This window comes from Arundinibacter roseus (assembly GCF_004348825.1).
Classification (GTDB): Bacteria; Bacteroidota; Bacteroidia; order Cytophagales; family Spirosomataceae; genus Arundinibacter; species Arundinibacter roseus.
In genome coordinates this window covers 104,127-119,661 of the sequence record NZ_SMJU01000007.1, presented here as the reverse complement: position 1 = coordinate 119,661, position 15,535 = coordinate 104,127, and the positions used below count along the sequence as shown (strand labels likewise).

The 15,535-nt window shown below is 44.0% G+C and carries 13 protein-coding genes and 1 tRNA gene; 3 read left to right on the top strand and 11 right to left on the bottom strand.

Annotated features, from left to right (window positions below; translation table 11 throughout):
- Positions 1 to 52 precede the first annotated feature (52 nt).
- The gene (locus tag EZE20_RS12300) at positions 53 to 1,624 is read right to left on the bottom strand and encodes an NAD(P)/FAD-dependent oxidoreductase (protein WP_132118023.1); all 1,572 of its coding nucleotides are present in this window, start codon (positions 1,622 to 1,624) and stop codon (positions 53 to 55) included.
- A gap of 50 nt (positions 1,625 to 1,674) precedes the next feature.
- On the bottom strand, positions 1,675 to 2,013 hold the full coding sequence (locus EZE20_RS12295) for a DoxX family protein (RefSeq protein ID WP_132118022.1): 339 nt from the start codon (positions 2,011 to 2,013) through the stop codon (positions 1,675 to 1,677).
- A 66-nt stretch (positions 2,014 to 2,079) separates the two neighbouring features.
- On the opposite strand from EZE20_RS12295, the gene EZE20_RS12290 reads away from it, so the two are divergent.
- Positions 2,080 to 3,237 carry an acyl-CoA dehydrogenase family protein gene (locus tag EZE20_RS12290; protein ID WP_132118021.1) on the top strand — a complete coding sequence of 386 codons (1,158 nt, stop codon included), beginning with the start codon at positions 2,080 to 2,082 and terminating at the stop codon, positions 3,235 to 3,237.
- Between the two features lie 37 nt (positions 3,238 to 3,274).
- Here the strand turns inward: EZE20_RS12290 and EZE20_RS12285 are convergent, their stop codons facing one another.
- From EZE20_RS12285 to EZE20_RS12260, 6 genes are all read right to left on the bottom strand, one after another.
- A complete protein-coding gene (locus tag EZE20_RS12285; RefSeq protein ID WP_132118020.1) occupies positions 3,275 to 4,777 on the bottom strand; it encodes a helix-turn-helix domain-containing protein in 1,503 nt (500 codons plus the stop codon).
- 240 nt (positions 4,778 to 5,017) lie between these two features.
- Entirely contained in the window at positions 5,018 to 5,545 is a 528-nt protein-coding gene (locus tag EZE20_RS24280) for a collagen-like protein (RefSeq protein ID WP_132118019.1), read from the bottom strand.
- 389 nt (positions 5,546 to 5,934) lie between these two features.
- Positions 5,935 to 6,021, bottom strand: a tRNA-Ser gene (locus EZE20_RS12275).
- A 48-nt stretch (positions 6,022 to 6,069) separates the two neighbouring features.
- Positions 6,070 to 7,143: an asparaginase gene (locus EZE20_RS12270; RefSeq protein WP_132118018.1), complete on the bottom strand. Its 1,074-nt coding sequence runs from the start codon at positions 7,141 to 7,143 to the stop codon at positions 6,070 to 6,072.
- 36 nt (positions 7,144 to 7,179) lie between these two features.
- A complete protein-coding gene (locus tag EZE20_RS12265) occupies positions 7,180 to 7,953 on the bottom strand; it encodes a TatD family hydrolase (RefSeq protein WP_132118017.1) in 774 nt (257 codons plus the stop codon).
- A gap of 7 nt (positions 7,954 to 7,960) precedes the next feature.
- On the bottom strand, positions 7,961 to 8,971 hold the full coding sequence (locus tag EZE20_RS12260; protein ID WP_165933465.1) for a glycosyltransferase: 1,011 nt from the start codon (positions 8,969 to 8,971) through the stop codon (positions 7,961 to 7,963).
- Positions 8,972 to 9,060: 89 nt separating this feature from the next.
- Between EZE20_RS12260 and EZE20_RS12255 the strand changes: the two genes are divergently transcribed.
- A complete protein-coding gene (locus tag EZE20_RS12255; protein ID WP_132118013.1) occupies positions 9,061 to 12,129 on the top strand; it encodes a TonB-dependent receptor in 3,069 nt (1,022 codons plus the stop codon).
- Between the two features lie 12 nt (positions 12,130 to 12,141).
- Here the strand turns inward: EZE20_RS12255 and EZE20_RS12250 are convergent, their stop codons facing one another.
- Genes EZE20_RS12250 through EZE20_RS12240 form a run of 3 tightly spaced genes read right to left on the bottom strand, consistent with a single transcriptional unit; the run spans position 12,142 to position 14,939 of the window.
- The gene (locus EZE20_RS12250) at positions 12,142 to 12,765 is read right to left on the bottom strand and encodes a polysaccharide deacetylase family protein (protein WP_132118011.1); all 624 of its coding nucleotides are present in this window, start codon (positions 12,763 to 12,765) and stop codon (positions 12,142 to 12,144) included.
- A 27-nt stretch (positions 12,766 to 12,792) separates the two neighbouring features.
- Positions 12,793 to 13,926 carry a glycosyltransferase gene (locus EZE20_RS12245; protein WP_132118009.1) on the bottom strand — a complete coding sequence of 378 codons (1,134 nt, stop codon included), beginning with the start codon at positions 13,924 to 13,926 and terminating at the stop codon, positions 12,793 to 12,795.
- A 14-nt stretch (positions 13,927 to 13,940) separates the two neighbouring features.
- Entirely contained in the window at positions 13,941 to 14,939 is a 999-nt protein-coding gene (locus tag EZE20_RS12240) for a lysylphosphatidylglycerol synthase domain-containing protein (protein WP_132118007.1), read from the bottom strand.
- Between EZE20_RS12240 and ruvC the strand changes: the two genes are divergently transcribed.
- Positions 14,938 to 15,534, top strand: a complete 597-nt coding sequence (gene ruvC, locus EZE20_RS12235) for a crossover junction endodeoxyribonuclease RuvC (RefSeq protein ID WP_228713711.1) — start codon at positions 14,938 to 14,940, stop codon at positions 15,532 to 15,534. The genes EZE20_RS12240 and ruvC overlap by 2 nt on opposite strands.
- Position 15,535 lies beyond the last annotated feature (1 nt).

The following is a 15,535-nucleotide window of genomic DNA, read 5'->3' as shown; positions in this document are numbered from 1 at the left end:
AACAATCTTCAATTTTACTAAATTAAAGCCATACTGTCAACTTGCAAAGTAACTATTGATACCGAAGGATGAGTTGTTCGGCGCATCGTTCGCCATCCATCGCAGCCGACATTATTCCGCCCGCATATCCGGCGCCTTCTCCACAGGGAAAAAGCCGTTTGAGCTGCGGGTGCTCGCAGGTGGCTGCATCTCTCGGAATTTTTACCGGAGAGGATGTCCGGCTTTCAATACCTATCAATTGCGCTTCCTGACCCGTATACCCTTTCATTTTTGTGCCAAAATGCCTGAGACCTTCCTGCAACGGATAGGAAATTGACTCTGGCAAAACATCAAATAAATCCATCGAAATCAACCCGGGCTGATAGGAGGTTTCCCGTAAGTTTGCTGAAACCCTGCGCGAGAGAAAATCAGGAACCCGCTGTGCCGGAGCATGTTGTCCGCCGCCAGCCATAGCACAGGCTTTTTGTTCAATTTCTTTTTGGAAGTGAAGGCCGGATAGTGCTCCAAATGACTTGTATCGTTGTGTATCACTACCCTGTACCGACACTACAAGTCCCGAATTTGCAAAGCGCGAATCACGACGCGAAGGCGACATGCCGTTAACGACTAGTTCGCCGGGTGCAGTTGCTGCCGGAACTATAAACCCTCCCGGACACATGCAAAAGGAAAATACGCCTCGCTGTATACCTTTGTGGTACGTTTGGGTAACAAGGCTATAAGAAGCTGCGGGTAAATAGGGGCCTCGATCTGCGGCACAATTATACTGAATCTTATCTATCGTAAGTTGTGGATGTTCAATCCGAACGCCCAAAGCAAAAGGCTTCTCTTCAATAGCGACATCCCGTTTCTGCAATAGTTCAAAAATGTCCCGGGCCGAATGTCCGGTGGCCAAAATAACACCAATGCCCACATGTTCATTTCCATCGGCTGTTACAACGCCCCGCAGTTCGTTGCCTGTGATGATGAAATCAGTAACTTTTGTTTCAAAATGAATTTCACCCCCGGCATCCATAATTGTCGTGCGCATATCGGCCACAATTTTCGGCAACTTGTTTGTACCAATATGCGGATGCGCTTCCACGAGAATGTCCTCACTTGCACCATGAGCCACAAATATTTCCAGAATTCGCCGGATATTTCCTCGTTTGGTAGATCGGGTATATAATTTCCCGTCTGAATAGGTACCTGCGCCGCCTTCTCCAAAACAGTAATTGGAATCAGGATCGACGATGTGGTGTTTGTTAATAGCGGCTAAATCACGCCTGCGGGAACGTACATCTTTTCCGCGTTCCAAAATGACGGGTTTTATCCCTGCTTCAATAAGGCGAAGCGCTGCGTACATTCCAGCGGGACCGCAGCCAACAATGATCGCCTGCGGGCACTGACTGACGTCATTTTTAGGGATTTTGTAATCAATAAAATTTGTGGGAATTTCTTTAACAAAAATATCTGCCTGAACATTTACCCGAATCTGACGACCACGCGCATCAATGGATTGCCGGGTTTTTCGGATCACTACCTCGGGCGAATCAGGCAGACGTAGTTCGGAAAGGATAAACTCACGGAAAGCGATCTCGTTCAGCGCCACTTCCGGCGATAATATAAACTGTTTGGTAAGGGGCATAAGGAAAGGGATTTAGCCTTTAACAGCCACAAATGTAGGAAAAAATCATGTCAGCGGGTATATTGGTAGGCCCAGTACATGAGTACAAATTGCAATGGCAGCCGTCCCCAGCGTATCCAGGGAGAAATTTGGTGAAATTTAGGAGCGTATGCCATATACAAATTGGCAGGAAAAACAGCAATCAAAAGTAAAATAACTCCCCATGCTGCGAGTGCACGAGTAAAAGGAACCAGCAATAGTAGCCCGAGAAGGATTTCTGCAATTCCTGATATGATCACTATACCCTCTGGAAATGGGAGTATTGGCGGAACAATTTTCAGGAAAAACTTTGGTTGAATAAAGTGCATGCTGCCCGCGGCAATGTAGAGGAGTGCCATAATGTAAACCATAGTTGTGTCGTTAGTTAGGAATGTTTGACATGTAAGGTGAGGATTTTCAATAAATAGTACTAAAAAATGACTGATTTTTATTCCATAGATGACTTGCTTTCGGAAGAAAACCGACTGATTCGTCAAACGGTGGCTGAATTTACTGCCAAAGAAATAAAACCAATTATAGAATCCTTTGCCCAAAAAGCAGAGTTTCCCCAGCATCTGATTCGTAGATTCGGTGATTTGGGATTGTTAGGAATAACCATGCCTGTCGAATATGGTGGTACTCAGGCAGATTATATAAGTTACGGACTGGTTTGTCAGGAAATCGAACGCGGCGATTCTGGGATGCGCTCTACCTTATCGGTGCAGCATTCTCTAGTAATGTGGCCCATTCTACACTTCGGAACCTCCGAACAAAAGAACAAATTCCTTCCCGGTCTCGCCTCCGGCGATTTGTTAGGTTGTTTTGGACTGACAGAGCCTGACCACGGCTCAAATCCTGCGGGCATGACCACACATTTTATTGAAAAGGAAGATTATTATGTCCTGAATGGAGCCAAAACCTGGATTTCCAATGCCCCGCTTGCCGATCTCGCTGTTGTATGGGCGAGAAATCCGAACGGACGAATTCAGGGCCTGATCGTCGAAAGGGGAATGGAAGGCTTTACAACACCCGAAATAAAAGGGAAATGGTCGCTGCGGGCAAGTGCTACGGGCGAACTGATTTTTGCGGACGTCCGCATTCCCAAAGAAAATTTATTGCCGGAAGGCCTTGGTTTGTCGGCGCCATTAAAATGCCTGGATCAGGCGCGCTACGGAATTGCCTGGGGCGCCATTGGTGCTGCCATTGACTGCTACGAAACTGCCGTTCAATATGCATCTGAGCGCATTCAATTTGGCAAACCAATCGCAGGGTTTCAATTGACTCAAAAAAAGCTGGCAGAAATGTTGACGGAAATTACCAAAGCACAATTAGTTGCCTGGCGGCTGGGAGTGCTCATGAATGAAAAACGTGCGACAACTGCACAAATCTCACTTGCCAAAAGAAATAATGTGGCGATGGCCCTACAAGTAGCCCGCGAATCGCGTCAAATCCTGGGCGGAATGGGTATTACGGGCGAATTTCCGATTATGAGACACCTGATGAACCTCGAATCGGTAGTGACCTATGAAGGAACACACGACATTCATTTGCTGATTTTGGGAGCTGAAATCACCGGAATTCAGGCGTTCAAATAAATTGTAAGTACTTATTTATTAATCAATTCAGGCTCAACTATTTTGCTGCATTCCCGATCATTTTGGCAATCGTCTTCTTTAATTCATCATGGTTGCGTCTTTTTTGCAGGACAATTGGAGCTGCCATGCGTTCGCGGCAATCAAAGAGCATACAGCGTTCGCAGGTCTCGTTAACTTCCTTGTGTTTAAGGGCGGAATCGTCGAGAAAATGAATGATTTTTCGGGTGTCTTCATTTAGAAAAATCCCCATTGTGACGCTCACATTTAGGTTTTGCGAGGTAGACATCGACTTAGCAAAACTAATCATCAGGTACTTTTCGCTGCTATCTACATAAGTCGAAATTTGACCTTTGCACAGCGTTCCCAAAAAAGGTTTTGGTTTCATAAGTGCCTCCAAATCCTGCAAAATGGTGAGAGCGAGCCACCTCCGGCAATAATACTCGTCCTTGACCGTATGCGGTATGTGCTTTCGGGCAATGTGCATTTCCTTGGTTAGGTCAAACTGATTTTGCCCAGCGAAGTTGTGGAATCTTAAAAAGAAAATTTGATTAATCCCAAAGTGTTTTGGTAAAATATTACTCAATCGGTAACAAAACGATTCGGGAGTAGTATTGAATTCCTCAATCATTTCCAGCAGTTGCCCCGGTTGCCAGGATGGCAGGGAAAAGAATGACTTTAAGCGGGGAACGAGCAAATTTCGCCGGATAATGATGGCACTTGCAAAATAGGAAGCTTTGAAATTGTTGAGCAATTGTTCAAAGGAATCAGCTTCAACAAGTGCCGTGGTATATAACCTGTTTTTTAGTTTTAGATATTGATACCCCAACTCCCGGCCATAAATAAAGGATTTTTGAACACTACTTAAATTCTTGTTAATAAGCAGTTTATTGCCGGAATTCTGAGGAATGAGCAAAGAGCGAACCGCCTTTAACTCCGGATGCGTATCAAGATTTATTGATTCGATTGTGTACGAAAAATCATGTTTCAATAACTCAGAAAGGTAATTTTCGTCCGGGATAAACTCGTCAGCACAGTTTTTTTCTGCCAGAAACTGCTCCGCCGAATGTTCAATTTCTTCAAAATAATTGTCGTGCATTTCCTGGTAGGTTCGCAAAGCAGAAAAGTAAAACTGCTCAACGGACATGTTGTAATTCCGGGAAATTTCGATGAGTGTACCGATAAATGCACTCACTTTGGTAGGCGCATCGGAGAGCATTTCCAGGAGCGAAGAAGGATCAATTCCAAACAAATCCAGCGGAAGTTCGGTCAGAATGTTGGAGCTCAGTAATTCAGAAATGGGTTCCAGACGTTTGCTGAGTTTAAGCGAAACCAACGAATCGTACTCTACTTCCAATGCTGTTGCCAGTGCAATAATCTTATCCGATTTTGGATATTTTTTCCCTTTCTCAATTTCATTTATGTAGGAAATTGATAGTCCTGACTTTTGTGAAACTTCATTGAGCGACAGGCCACGGTCAAGACGTAGTTGTTTTAGCTTTAAGCCAAAAACTAATTTGACATTTTCTGTATTAAGTGCCACAAAAAGGTTTGGTTAATGATAGGCAAAGGTATAAAAATAATGCGTGCCCCCTTGAATTCGTTGCCAACCGGGAATAAGTCAAGACAGAGCTGCAACTTTTGCTGATTTCTGTCTGAGTCGTCCGGGAGAAATTTCAAGAAAAATGCTGGATTTCTCTACATCGAAATGTAATTGAGTGGCTTTCCTGAAAAAATAAAGAGCCGAAGCAATTGCGCTTCGGCTCTTTATGGCATTAGCCGATTAGTCGGCAAGATTAAAAGCTTTCTTAACGGCATTGTAATCTTTATAATCAATTTCTGCATTTAAGCGACCATTGATTGCAGGTACGAGCACAATCCGAATATCCTGAAACGTACGGGCATCAGCGCCAGTAGTTTGAAGAAGGAAAAAGGTCAAATCTACACCATCTAACCCATAGACAAATGTAAAGTTGGCGATTTCTTCACCAAAGAATACAATTCCAGGCAAAGGAAACCACAGGTTACCGCTTTTGGCATACACCAGTACCACACCTTTTTCTACACTAGCCGCAACATCCTCATTCAATTCAAGTGAGAAGGAAACGTCGCCCTCTTCGTCCGTAGAGATTTCGCCCGTTGAAAACTGGAAGGCACCACTTCCGCTGGATTCGCCAGGTTCCCCTTTTTCTCCCGCAACGCCTTGTGGACCAGCGGGTCCTTGCGGGCCAATCTCGCCCTGAGGGCCTTCGCAGGAATACAGAAAAGGAAGAAGCCCAATCATGAGCGCATAGAGTAATTTGCGTGTCATACAATTGTTGAATTTAGAATGAAGTAAAAATGTAGTTTTTTTAACAATATATAAAAAACATGCGGTTGTCGTGCCTTGAAGGGGGATTTTAATTTATGTTAACCCGAAGGCTATGGAAAATGTGGTTGCTGATTTATTTAATTAGATAGTTGCTCTATTATTACCAACAATTAAGGGATATAAAACTGCTTAGAGTCGTAATCTATCTATATCAACTTTTGGCAAGAATTGTATCCAACGCTATATTGTAGGTTTCTTATTGATTTGTGGGCCAAATTTAAGTGTTGAATAAAATTAAGCCTGAATACTAAGGTACAAATTGTTAATTTTCAGGATTAATAAGAAAAACCGCCTCCGGAGAGTCCGAAGGCGGTTTTGGAGAAATATAGCAGAGAGGAAGAGATTCGAACTCTCGATACGGTTACCCGCATACACGCTTTCCAGGCGTGCCCCTTCAACCACTCGGGCACCTCTCTATATGTTGGAGCGGGTGTAAAGGTACTAATTTTCTGGAATTTTCGTAATTAAATACTCATTTCACCGCGTAGCGGCGTTTCCATCAATTTTTTCTGCTTATTCAAATCATCCGTTTGTCCCAACACAAACATCATTTTGGTGATAGCTGCCTCGGCTGTTATGTCCGAACCACTCAGAACGCCAACCTGTTGCAAAAATTTACTGGTCTGATAATGCCCCTGTGTCACTCGTCCGCCATCGCATTGAGAAACATTGAAAAGAAGTAAATTTCTACCAATGGCAAGTTCAATTTCATTCAAAAACCAGGACGAAGTGGGCGCATTGCCAGCCCCAAAGGTTTCCAGAACTACTCCTTTCAGTCCGGGAATATTTAAAATTGCACGAACAACATCCCGCGAAATTCCGGGGAAAATTTTAAGAAACGTAACCCGAGCATCCATTTTTTGATGGACAAAGAGCTTTTTGTGCTTTGATTGCGGTGCCAAATAGGGGAGATTATACTCTATATGAACTCCGGCTTTGGCCAAAATTGGATAATTCTCGGAATGGAAAGCGTTAAAATCGGAGCTCTCTTTCTTTTTGGCACGATTTCCACGGAGCAACACTGAGTTGAAAAAAATGCATACCTCCGTCACAAGCGGCTGCGCCAGATCATTTGTAGCGGCGGCAATTTCCAGGGCGGTAAGAAAATTTTCGCGAGCATCCGATCGCGCAATACCGATTGGCAGTTGTGCACCCGTCAGGATCACCGGTTTTTGAATTCCTTCCAGCAAAAAACTCAGCGCCGAGGCCGTGTAGGCCATAGTATCAGTTCCATGTAAAATGACAAAGCTGTCGTACTGCTCGTATTTTTTGGCAATAATCCCGGCAATTTCAATCCAAAGTTCGGGCGACATATTGGATGAATCTATGGGTTCGTAGAGGGTGACAAAGGTTATTTCAAAGTCCAGTCGCTGGATTTCAGGTAGCTTTTCAATAATTTGCTCAAACTCAAATGGAATCAGTTGATTTCCGGTTGCCTCATATACCATTCCCAGCGTTCCGCCAGTATAAATCACAAGAACTGACCCTCGGGAGGCTGCGGGAGAAACGGGATTAATTCGAACTGTTTTGTAAGTCATTAGTTAAGTAAGATGAATCTTAATGGTACAGCTACTTTAAATTTTCAACGTTTTCTGACTCAGTTTTAAAGCATTTTGGGTAGTAATTGTAAGTACCTCTTCTACTGAAATCTGTTTTATATCCGCAATCCGCTGTGCAATCAAAAGTAAGTAGCCTGGTTCATTGCGTTTGCCACGGTATGGTACCGGGGCGAGGTAGGGGCTGTCCGTTTCCAACAAAAGATGTTCGAGCGCAATGTGCGGGAGCACCTGATCCAATCCACCATTTTTGAAGGTCACAACCCCACCGATGCCAAGCATAAATCCAAGGTCAACGGCCCGGCGTGCTTCGTTAAGTGTACCGGTGAAGCAGTGGAAAACTCCTGTAAGTGCGGGATTTGCTATTTTTTCTAGTAGTGATACGGTTTCCCAAAAGGCATTGCGGCTGTGAATGTCAATCCAAAGGTCGTATTGAATCGCCCATTGGCATTGGGTCAAAAAGGCTTCTTCCTGTTGTGCGCGGAAGGTAGTATCCCAAAACAGATCCATTCCGATTTCGCCAATTGCCAAAAACGGGTAGCGAGCGAGCCATTGCTCTACAATTTGCAATTCAGTTTCAAAATCTTCCTTTATATAGCATGGATGTAAGCCGATCATTGGCAGGCACTTGCCGGGAAAATCCTTAGCCAATTGCATCATGCCCGGAATTGTGTACTGATCGCAATTGGGCATCCAAATTTGTTGAATACCACTTTTCCAGGCTTTTTCCAGCATACTCTGACGATCATTCTCGAATTGTTGATCGTATATATGTGCGTGAGTTTCAATCATTTTTTGTTTAATTATATGTTCTGCCTTTCCAGACTGTGGGTGATGGCCAAAGGTAATTGATCAGCATACAGGTATTGTTAAGGTTAAAATACACCCAGAATAGCGGGATTGTGGCGAGCAAATCATGTTGTTTTAACAGACGTACAGCTATAAAGCATGAAATCGTAACCAATAGGTAGTGAATTACACCAAGAGCCAAAAATACGGCAGGCCAAAGGATTAGCCCTATTACTAGCAGAGGTAACCACAAGGCAGAGACAAAAAAGCTTAGTTTTATAGGCCATACGGCAGACATAGCTCCTTTTACCCAGCGTTTTCGTTGCCTAAGCAATTCTGCCAGCGTTTGAGCAGGTTGAGAAACAGACAGAAGTTTTGGGGAAAATCCCTGCGCAAATGAATGATTGGCTTCAATTATGGCCTGAAAAAGCGCAAAATCTTCAACAATAGAAAAACCGATGGTTTCATAACCGCCCACTGCTTTGTAGGCTTGCGTCCGTACCGCCATGTTATTTCCCATGCCCGTAAAAGGAATGTGTACCATCGAAAACAAACGCATGGCAGCCAAGGCCAAGGTCCATTCTAATGATTGGAAATTGGCAAATATGGAACCGGAAGTCATGCGCGTGACGCCTACCACGACTCCAACTTGGGGTAAAAAAAGTGTGAGCATTGCGTTAATCCATTCCGATGAAACGGCAATATCGGCATCACAATAGAACAAAAAGTCACTGTTTACTTCCTGCGACAAAACGGCAAGTACGTTGGCTTTCCCTTTAAGATTTGGATACTTGTGCGCAATGAACTGGTAATGAAAGTGTGGTTTATTCTTTATGAAATCTTTGATTACAGCCGCTGTCTGATCTGTGGATTGATCGTCACCAATACGAATATCAAGGTACTGAGTTGGGTAATTCAACTCGTCAAGTGATTGAAGACAACGCAGGATATTTTTTTCTTCGTTTCGGGCTGCTACCAAAATGGTGATATTCGGATAGTCATTTTTAGCGTCTGTTGACATTTTTTGGACTATTTTCATTCAAAAAGTACAAAATCCTTTTTATTTTGTTTTTCACACAATAGATTTGGGGGTAAACCTTAACCTAACGTATGAAACCCTCCAACCTCACTTCCCTAAGTGTAGCTTTACACCTATTGTTCTCTTTCTCTGTTCTATCTCAACAACTTCCTCCTGCTCGACTCGGAACAATTACAGGAGTTGTGCTGGATGCTCAGCAACGACCCTTACCGGGTGCAAATGTCGTAATTTTAGGTACAACTCGCGGCATTATCACAAATTCTCAGGGTCAGTATGAATTTCAGCGTTTGTCATTTGGTACCTACAAAGTCATTGCTTCTTTTCAGGGACTACGCAGTGTAACACGCCTGGCCATAATTGACGAAATCCAGCAAGATATTACGCTTAGTTTTTTGTTAAACGAAAATGCGCTGGAAATGGAGGAGGTGGTTGTTACCGGAAACTTCCTTCCTACCAGCAAGCTCGAATCTACCGCCGGAATTACAACCCTAAACTATGCAAGTATCGAAGAGCGGGCGGCTCGTGGTACAGGTGATTTACTTACTGCGATCCCGGGTAGTTTTGTAGATAATTCAGCGGGCGAAGTAGGGGCGCAGGTATTTACCCGTGGCTTGTCTACCGGTCAAAACAATCAACTGGGTTTTCGTTATGTATCCTTGCAGGAGGAAGGGCTTCCGGTCATGAGCACTCAACTTGGCTTTGGTGTGGTAGACATGTTTCACCGGGTAGATGTTACAACCGGACGACTCGAAGCTATTCGGGGCGGGGCTGCAAGTGTGACCGCTGCCAATGCACCGGGAGGTATTTTTAATTTTATTTCCCGTACAGGTTCTGCCGAATCGAATGGTACTGTAAAGTTTACAGCTGGTTTAAATGCCAATAATTCAGGACTTTTTCGCCTGGAAGCTGAAACAGGCGGTGCATTGAATTCGCGCGGGTGGAGGTACCATGCCGGGGGCTTTTATCGTCAGGATGCGGGTGCCCGTACGTTGCCGTTTATTGCCAATCAGGGTGGCCAATTTAAATTTAATGTTAGTAAAGAATGGTCCAAAGGCGGGCAGATTAAACTTTATGGTAAAATTCTGAATGACCGCGTTACGTTCTACAAACACATTCCGGTACTTTCGCTTACGAGTGGAGAAGCCTATCCTGGATTTGATTTACAGACGAGTTCTACCTTTCCGCTGCTTTCAAATACAATTCCTGATTCCAAAGAGCTGATGGAAAACCCGTCGGCGACCCGAACGTTTGATTCAAAAAATGGGATTCGTGCCAAAAATTACGTCGCCGGTTTGAGTCTGCAAACGACAACTGCAAAGGGTTGGAAAGTTAATGAAATGGCGAAGATTTCATTAATCAAACAGGATTATCAGCAATTTCAGAATAGCTTCATCATGCCTACGGGACTTGCCATGACGATCTTTAATCCGGTCGCCTTGTTTCCGTTTGCCTCTGCCGGACCATTGCCCGAACTGCCCGCTGCGCCTGCACCTGCTTTTCCTACTTATTATGACCCACAAACAGGCGATATTTTGGGGCGTTTTCAAGGATTTAATGCGGTGCCCGGTGTACCGAATGCCCTGGGCAATTATCTATATGGCTTTGGTGGATTAGCTATGAATAATGCTCTTACTGATCTCATGAATGATTTTTCCATGAGTAAGACCATTTCAAATCATCAGTTTACCGCCGGACTTTTCACTTCGGCAGCTTCCCTGGATGCGCTCTGGAATGTCGATTTCATTGTAAGCCGTTTTGAACCAAATCCCCGCCCGGTTCAGGTTCGCTTTGCCAGTCCCTACGCTCCGCTGACTGTCTATGCAGGTTCGGATGCGCAAGGGTATGTGGGATACAACAACGGGGGCTATGTAAATATGAAAGGAAATGCCCGCACGGCCTCATTTTACCTCAACGATTCGTGGAAAACAAACGATTATTTTACGCTCGATGCAGGGCTTCGGTATGAATTTGTAAAGCATTCCGGCCACAAAAAAGGTTGGGATGTACCCAATGAATCGGATGCTATTGCAGGTGGCTTGGGGTTGGGCAATGGTCTGGCCAATAATGGTGGATTGGATGGAAATCCACTGACCGCCTATGATTTCAGGTTTCGTAAGGATAATTCGGTGCGATACAATTTTGATCATTCCTATCAATACCTGAATGCCTCCGTAGGTTTCAATTATCGGTTTAGGTACAATACCGCCGCTGTCTATGGCCGGGCAACGCTGGGTAACAAAGCTCCTGAAATGGATTATTATATTCAGAATTTTGTGAATCAGCCCATCGAAAAAGGAACTGTTGAGCAAATTAAACAATTGGAGTTTGGGTACAGGTTTGACGAAAATAACCTTACTTACTCGTTGACCGGTTTCTATTCGTCTCTGCAAAATATTCTTTTTCAGGTATTTATTCCGTCGGGTACCTCAACAGTTTTTACACCACCCACATTTAATTCATCCCGAACGTATGGTTTGGAGTTTGAGTGGGTGTATATCCCGGTTCAAAAACTGTATTTGAAATTTACTTCTACTTTACAGAATGCCCGCTTTACGAAGTTTACTTATTACAATTCTAACGGAACTACCACCCCACAGGCACCAACGGAGACGCAACTGCCTCTGGCAAATCCACTTGCCGATGATTTTTATGAATCTTTTGATAACAATAAAGTGAATGACATTCCCAATTTTCATGGAAATTTCAGTATTGGGTACCAACTCGGAAAGCTAAAGCCATATCTCAATTGGACCTATGTTGGCGAGCGTTATGCCAATCGTCGAAATACCGTTTCTTTACCTTCTTATAGTGTGTTAAATGCCGGCATCAGTGCCAAATTTGGTAGCGTACTGATCACTGCGATGGCTAATAACCTGCTGAATGGTAGTGGTTTAGTTAGTTTTGATGGAGTAGGGGTACCGGGCGGATCTATCGAAGATATGGCTGAGGGAGGGGTGATAAGTCAAAATCCCACCAATTTTGGACCGAACCTCAAAGGAGTGGCCATTAACTCTGCATCTCCAAGCCTTTCGGTTATTGCTCCGACGGATTTGAACGCCATGAAACAGCAGGGTAGACCCTACATGGTTCGACCGATTCTGCCGCGATTGTTGAGTTTGTCGGTATCTTACGTATTTTGAAATCAATCAACCTTACATAGGCAAGGCTTCAAACCGAAAGCCTTGCCTTTTAAAATGCTCCAAATAACGGGGTAATGCGTAGGTCATATTTTCCGAAGCTTTATGGCTATCATGAAAAACCACAATACTTCCCGCTTTCGTATGTCGAATACTTTGGTGAAGGCAATTTTCGGGAGTTATTTCTTTTGAAAAATCACCTGAAAGTACATCCCACATAATGATTTGTGTTTCAGCTGGCAAACTTCTTGCCTGAGAAAGTGTAATGCGCCCATACGGGGGGCGAAACAAGCGTGTCTCCGGCAATATCGACTGACATTCCTGCCAATTTTTCAAATATACTTCATCAGGAGTTGACCAACCTTTCAGGTGGTTAAAGGTGTGGTTTCCGGCACTATGCCCATCCTGCAAAATTCGATTAAAGATGTTCGTATATTTTCGGACGTTATCACCAATACAAAAAAAAGTCGCTTTTGCGTCAAATTGGTTTAATTGATCCAGCACAAACTCGGTTACCTCTGGAATTGGGCCATCGTCAAAGGTCAGAAAAATAGTTTTTTCATTTGTAGGAATATGCCAGGTAAACCTGGGTGCTAGTTGATGGAGCAGACGGGGCGTATAGTGCAGAAAGAAAGACATCTCGGGAGTGAATAAGTATTTTTAGAGTTACTCTAACGAACGATTTTTCCATTGATACTGAGGTTTTTGAGCCAATAAGCCAAAAAAGCATACGTAAAACGGATAGACAAGTTGCAGCAAAGGAATGTACCAGTAAAGGTTTTTCCGTTTAAAAAAATGAAGTAAATTTCCCAAATATAGCCATTCCGGCAGGCATTTGAGTAACCACAGCAGCTGAACCTGATAGCGGTCAAACACGCCAAATCCCCACAAAAGCAGACTGAGCAAAAGCATTGCATTGGCTAAAAATACAAAAATGGCGATTAGTTTGGGAGGCCATTGGCTGTAATGCTTCCATTTGCTCGCCCAGCGTTTTCGTTGCTGAACGAAGAATTTCCAACTGGCAGGAGCAGCTGTTTCTACGGTTGCAGCCTGAGATTTCAAAAAGTGAACACCTCCTAGCTTTTCATGGATTTTATGCATGAGAAATTCGTCGTCACCGGAGGCGATTTTTGGCGTAGCTGCATAGCCACCAACGGCTTCAAAGGCGGTTTTTTGATAAGCAATATTGGCGCCGTTACACATCGTGGGCCGGTTATGGGCAAGGGTAGCTCCGCCTGCACCTACAAGACTGCCAAACTCAATTGTGAAAAGGTTATCTTTAAATGTTTCAACTGCTAAAAAAGTAACAGGTGCGCTAATAAACCGAGCGTTTGTTTGTTCATAAAAGGATACAATGGTGGCTACCCACTCCGCGCCGACGCGACAATCGCCATCGGTACAGAGGATCAGGGTTCCTATTGTTTTTGGGATTGTGTGGGTAATCGCTCTTTTTTTAGGAGAAAGGGTAGGTTCTTCAATCAAATTTTCAAGATGAAGACTGAATCGGGCCTGTGAGATAAAATCCTGAACGAGCTGCGCCGTTTGGTCAGTAGATGCATCATTGATTACCCAAACCTCAAAAAGATGAAAAGGGTAACTTTGGTTGTTTAAGTCCTGCAATAATGCCAAAATATTTTCGGCCTCATTCCGAACTGGAATCAGGATTGAAACCTTGGTGGATTCAGAAGATATTTGATTCCCAGATAGTTTATAATCAGGTATTTTTTTCCATGATCTCCACAGAAAAAGCGTAAAAAGCCCGTAGGCCATTCCCAGTAAAAGACATCCGTTAAAAAGCATTTTTCAAAAAAAACTTAATTAAATCGCCACTTTTTTTGCCACAAAAACCAGGCCCCCACCACAAGTGGAAGTAGAATATTGATGCACCAGATTAACAGCGTGGCGGCCATAATTTTATCAGGTGTTGCTCCCAGTTTCGTAAAGTAGTACACGGCGCTTACTTCACGAACTCCCAAATCGCTGAAAACGGTGAGGGCGGGTAAAAATGTTTTGACGGATAATACAAATACAACGCCACCGAGCAGTTCGGAGAGTGAAAGTCCAAGAGAAAATTGGTACAAAACCAGCACGTACTGACAACTGAATAATGCATACCGCGCTATTCCAAGACAAAGTGCAGTAAGTAGTTCGCGACCCCGATACAGTCGGATTACATCCAGACTTTCGGCATACTTCCCTAAATATCGGAGGGGTTTTCGCTGTGGATGAAGCCTTTTTCGAAGCAGCGCAAGTATAAAACCAAGACTCAACAAGGCAATTCCAAAGCCCAAAACGGACCATTTTAATGGGGTTAGCATCAAAAGTACGGGTGCCATAAACCACCATCCAAGGCAGGCAGCAAGCAGTGAAACGTAAAATTGTATACCATTGGATACCACTGCCGCACCGACGGCCCGAATACGATTGTCAGAGGCAAGTGAGCCCACCCGCCCTAGGGTATCGCCCAGTTGAGCAGGTACCGCCACGCCAACGGCGAGCCCGATGAGTGTGCTTTTGAATGCTTCTGAGAACCGCAACTGAAGGGCTTTGTTGGCCAAAAGTTGCCATTTTCGACTTTCCAGCGCCCAGTTTGCCGGAACCAACAGTAGCGCTACAAAAAGCCAAAGCCTCTGTTCAGGTTCTTTTAAGGTTGTATACGTAGTAAGAATGGAGGATAAATCTTTGTTATAAGTAGAAAATACATGGTATAAATAACTGATTACGAGTCCGGTAACGAGTAGTTTTAGCCAAAACCACAGGTCGTACGTGCTTTTTCTTTTTTGACTTGACCGGACTTGACTAACTTGCGGCATGGTAAAACAAATGAATGAACTAGTGGCACCCGAAAAAATTATTTTGGGGGTTGATCCCGGTACGCAGGTGATGGGCTACGGAGTCATTTTAGTCCGAAATCAGGAGATTAGCCTGATTCAGTATGGGGTGATTAAATTGAACAAATATACGACCCATGAACTCAAATTAAAGAAAATTTTCGAGCGCATGTGCCAGCTGATTGATGAATATCTGCCGGATGAAATGGCGATAGAAGATCCTTTTTATGGCAAAAATGCCCAATCCATGCTCAAATTAGGTCGGGCGCAGGGAGTGGCTATGGCAGCCGCTTTGTCACGAAATATTCCAATTGTGGAGTATTCTCCCAAAAAGGTCAAACAATCGGTGACGGGTAACGGAAATGCGTCCAAAGAGCAGGTGGCCTATATGTTGGAAAATATATTGAAAATGCCATTAAATCGTGAGTTTATGGATGCTACGGACGGTATCGCCATTGCGATTTGTCATCAATACCATGCTAATTCTCCGGCTTCGTTGGGTACAGGAAAAACCAAAAAAGACAAGAAAGGCGGATGGGGTGCTTTTGTAAGCGAAAACCCCGACCGCCTTAAATAAG

Bases quoted from the DNA above. Each gene is read 5' to 3' on its own strand.
- EZE20_RS12255 (WP_132118013.1), top strand. From the start codon at position 9,061: ATGAAACCCTCCAACCTCACTTCCCTAAGTGTAGCTTTACACCTATTG.
- EZE20_RS12265 (WP_132118017.1), bottom strand. From the start codon at position 7,953: ATGATTGAAACTCACGCACATATATACGATCAACAATTCGAGAATGAT.
- EZE20_RS12290 (WP_132118021.1), top strand. From the start codon at position 2,080: ATGACTGATTTTTATTCCATAGATGACTTGCTTTCGGAAGAAAACCGA.
- EZE20_RS12270 (WP_132118018.1), bottom strand. From the start codon at position 7,143: ATGACTTACAAAACAGTTCGAATTAATCCCGTTTCTCCCGCAGCCTCC.
- ruvC (WP_228713711.1), top strand. From the start codon at position 14,938: ATGGTAAAACAAATGAATGAACTAGTGGCACCCGAAAAAATTATTTTG.
- EZE20_RS12240 (WP_132118007.1), bottom strand. From the start codon at position 14,939: ATGCCGCAAGTTAGTCAAGTCCGGTCAAGTCAAAAAAGAAAAAGCACG.
- EZE20_RS12300 (WP_132118023.1), bottom strand. From the start codon at position 1,624: ATGCCCCTTACCAAACAGTTTATATTATCGCCGGAAGTGGCGCTGAAC.
- EZE20_RS12250 (WP_132118011.1), bottom strand. From the start codon at position 12,765: ATGTCTTTCTTTCTGCACTATACGCCCCGTCTGCTCCATCAACTAGCA.
- EZE20_RS24280 (WP_132118019.1), bottom strand. From the start codon at position 5,545: ATGACACGCAAATTACTCTATGCGCTCATGATTGGGCTTCTTCCTTTT.
- EZE20_RS12295 (WP_132118022.1), bottom strand. From the start codon at position 2,013: ATGGTTTACATTATGGCACTCCTCTACATTGCCGCGGGCAGCATGCAC.
- EZE20_RS12260 (WP_165933465.1), bottom strand. From the start codon at position 8,971: ATGTCAACAGACGCTAAAAATGACTATCCGAATATCACCATTTTGGTA.
- EZE20_RS12245 (WP_132118009.1), bottom strand. From the start codon at position 13,926: ATGCTTTTTAACGGATGTCTTTTACTGGGAATGGCCTACGGGCTTTTT.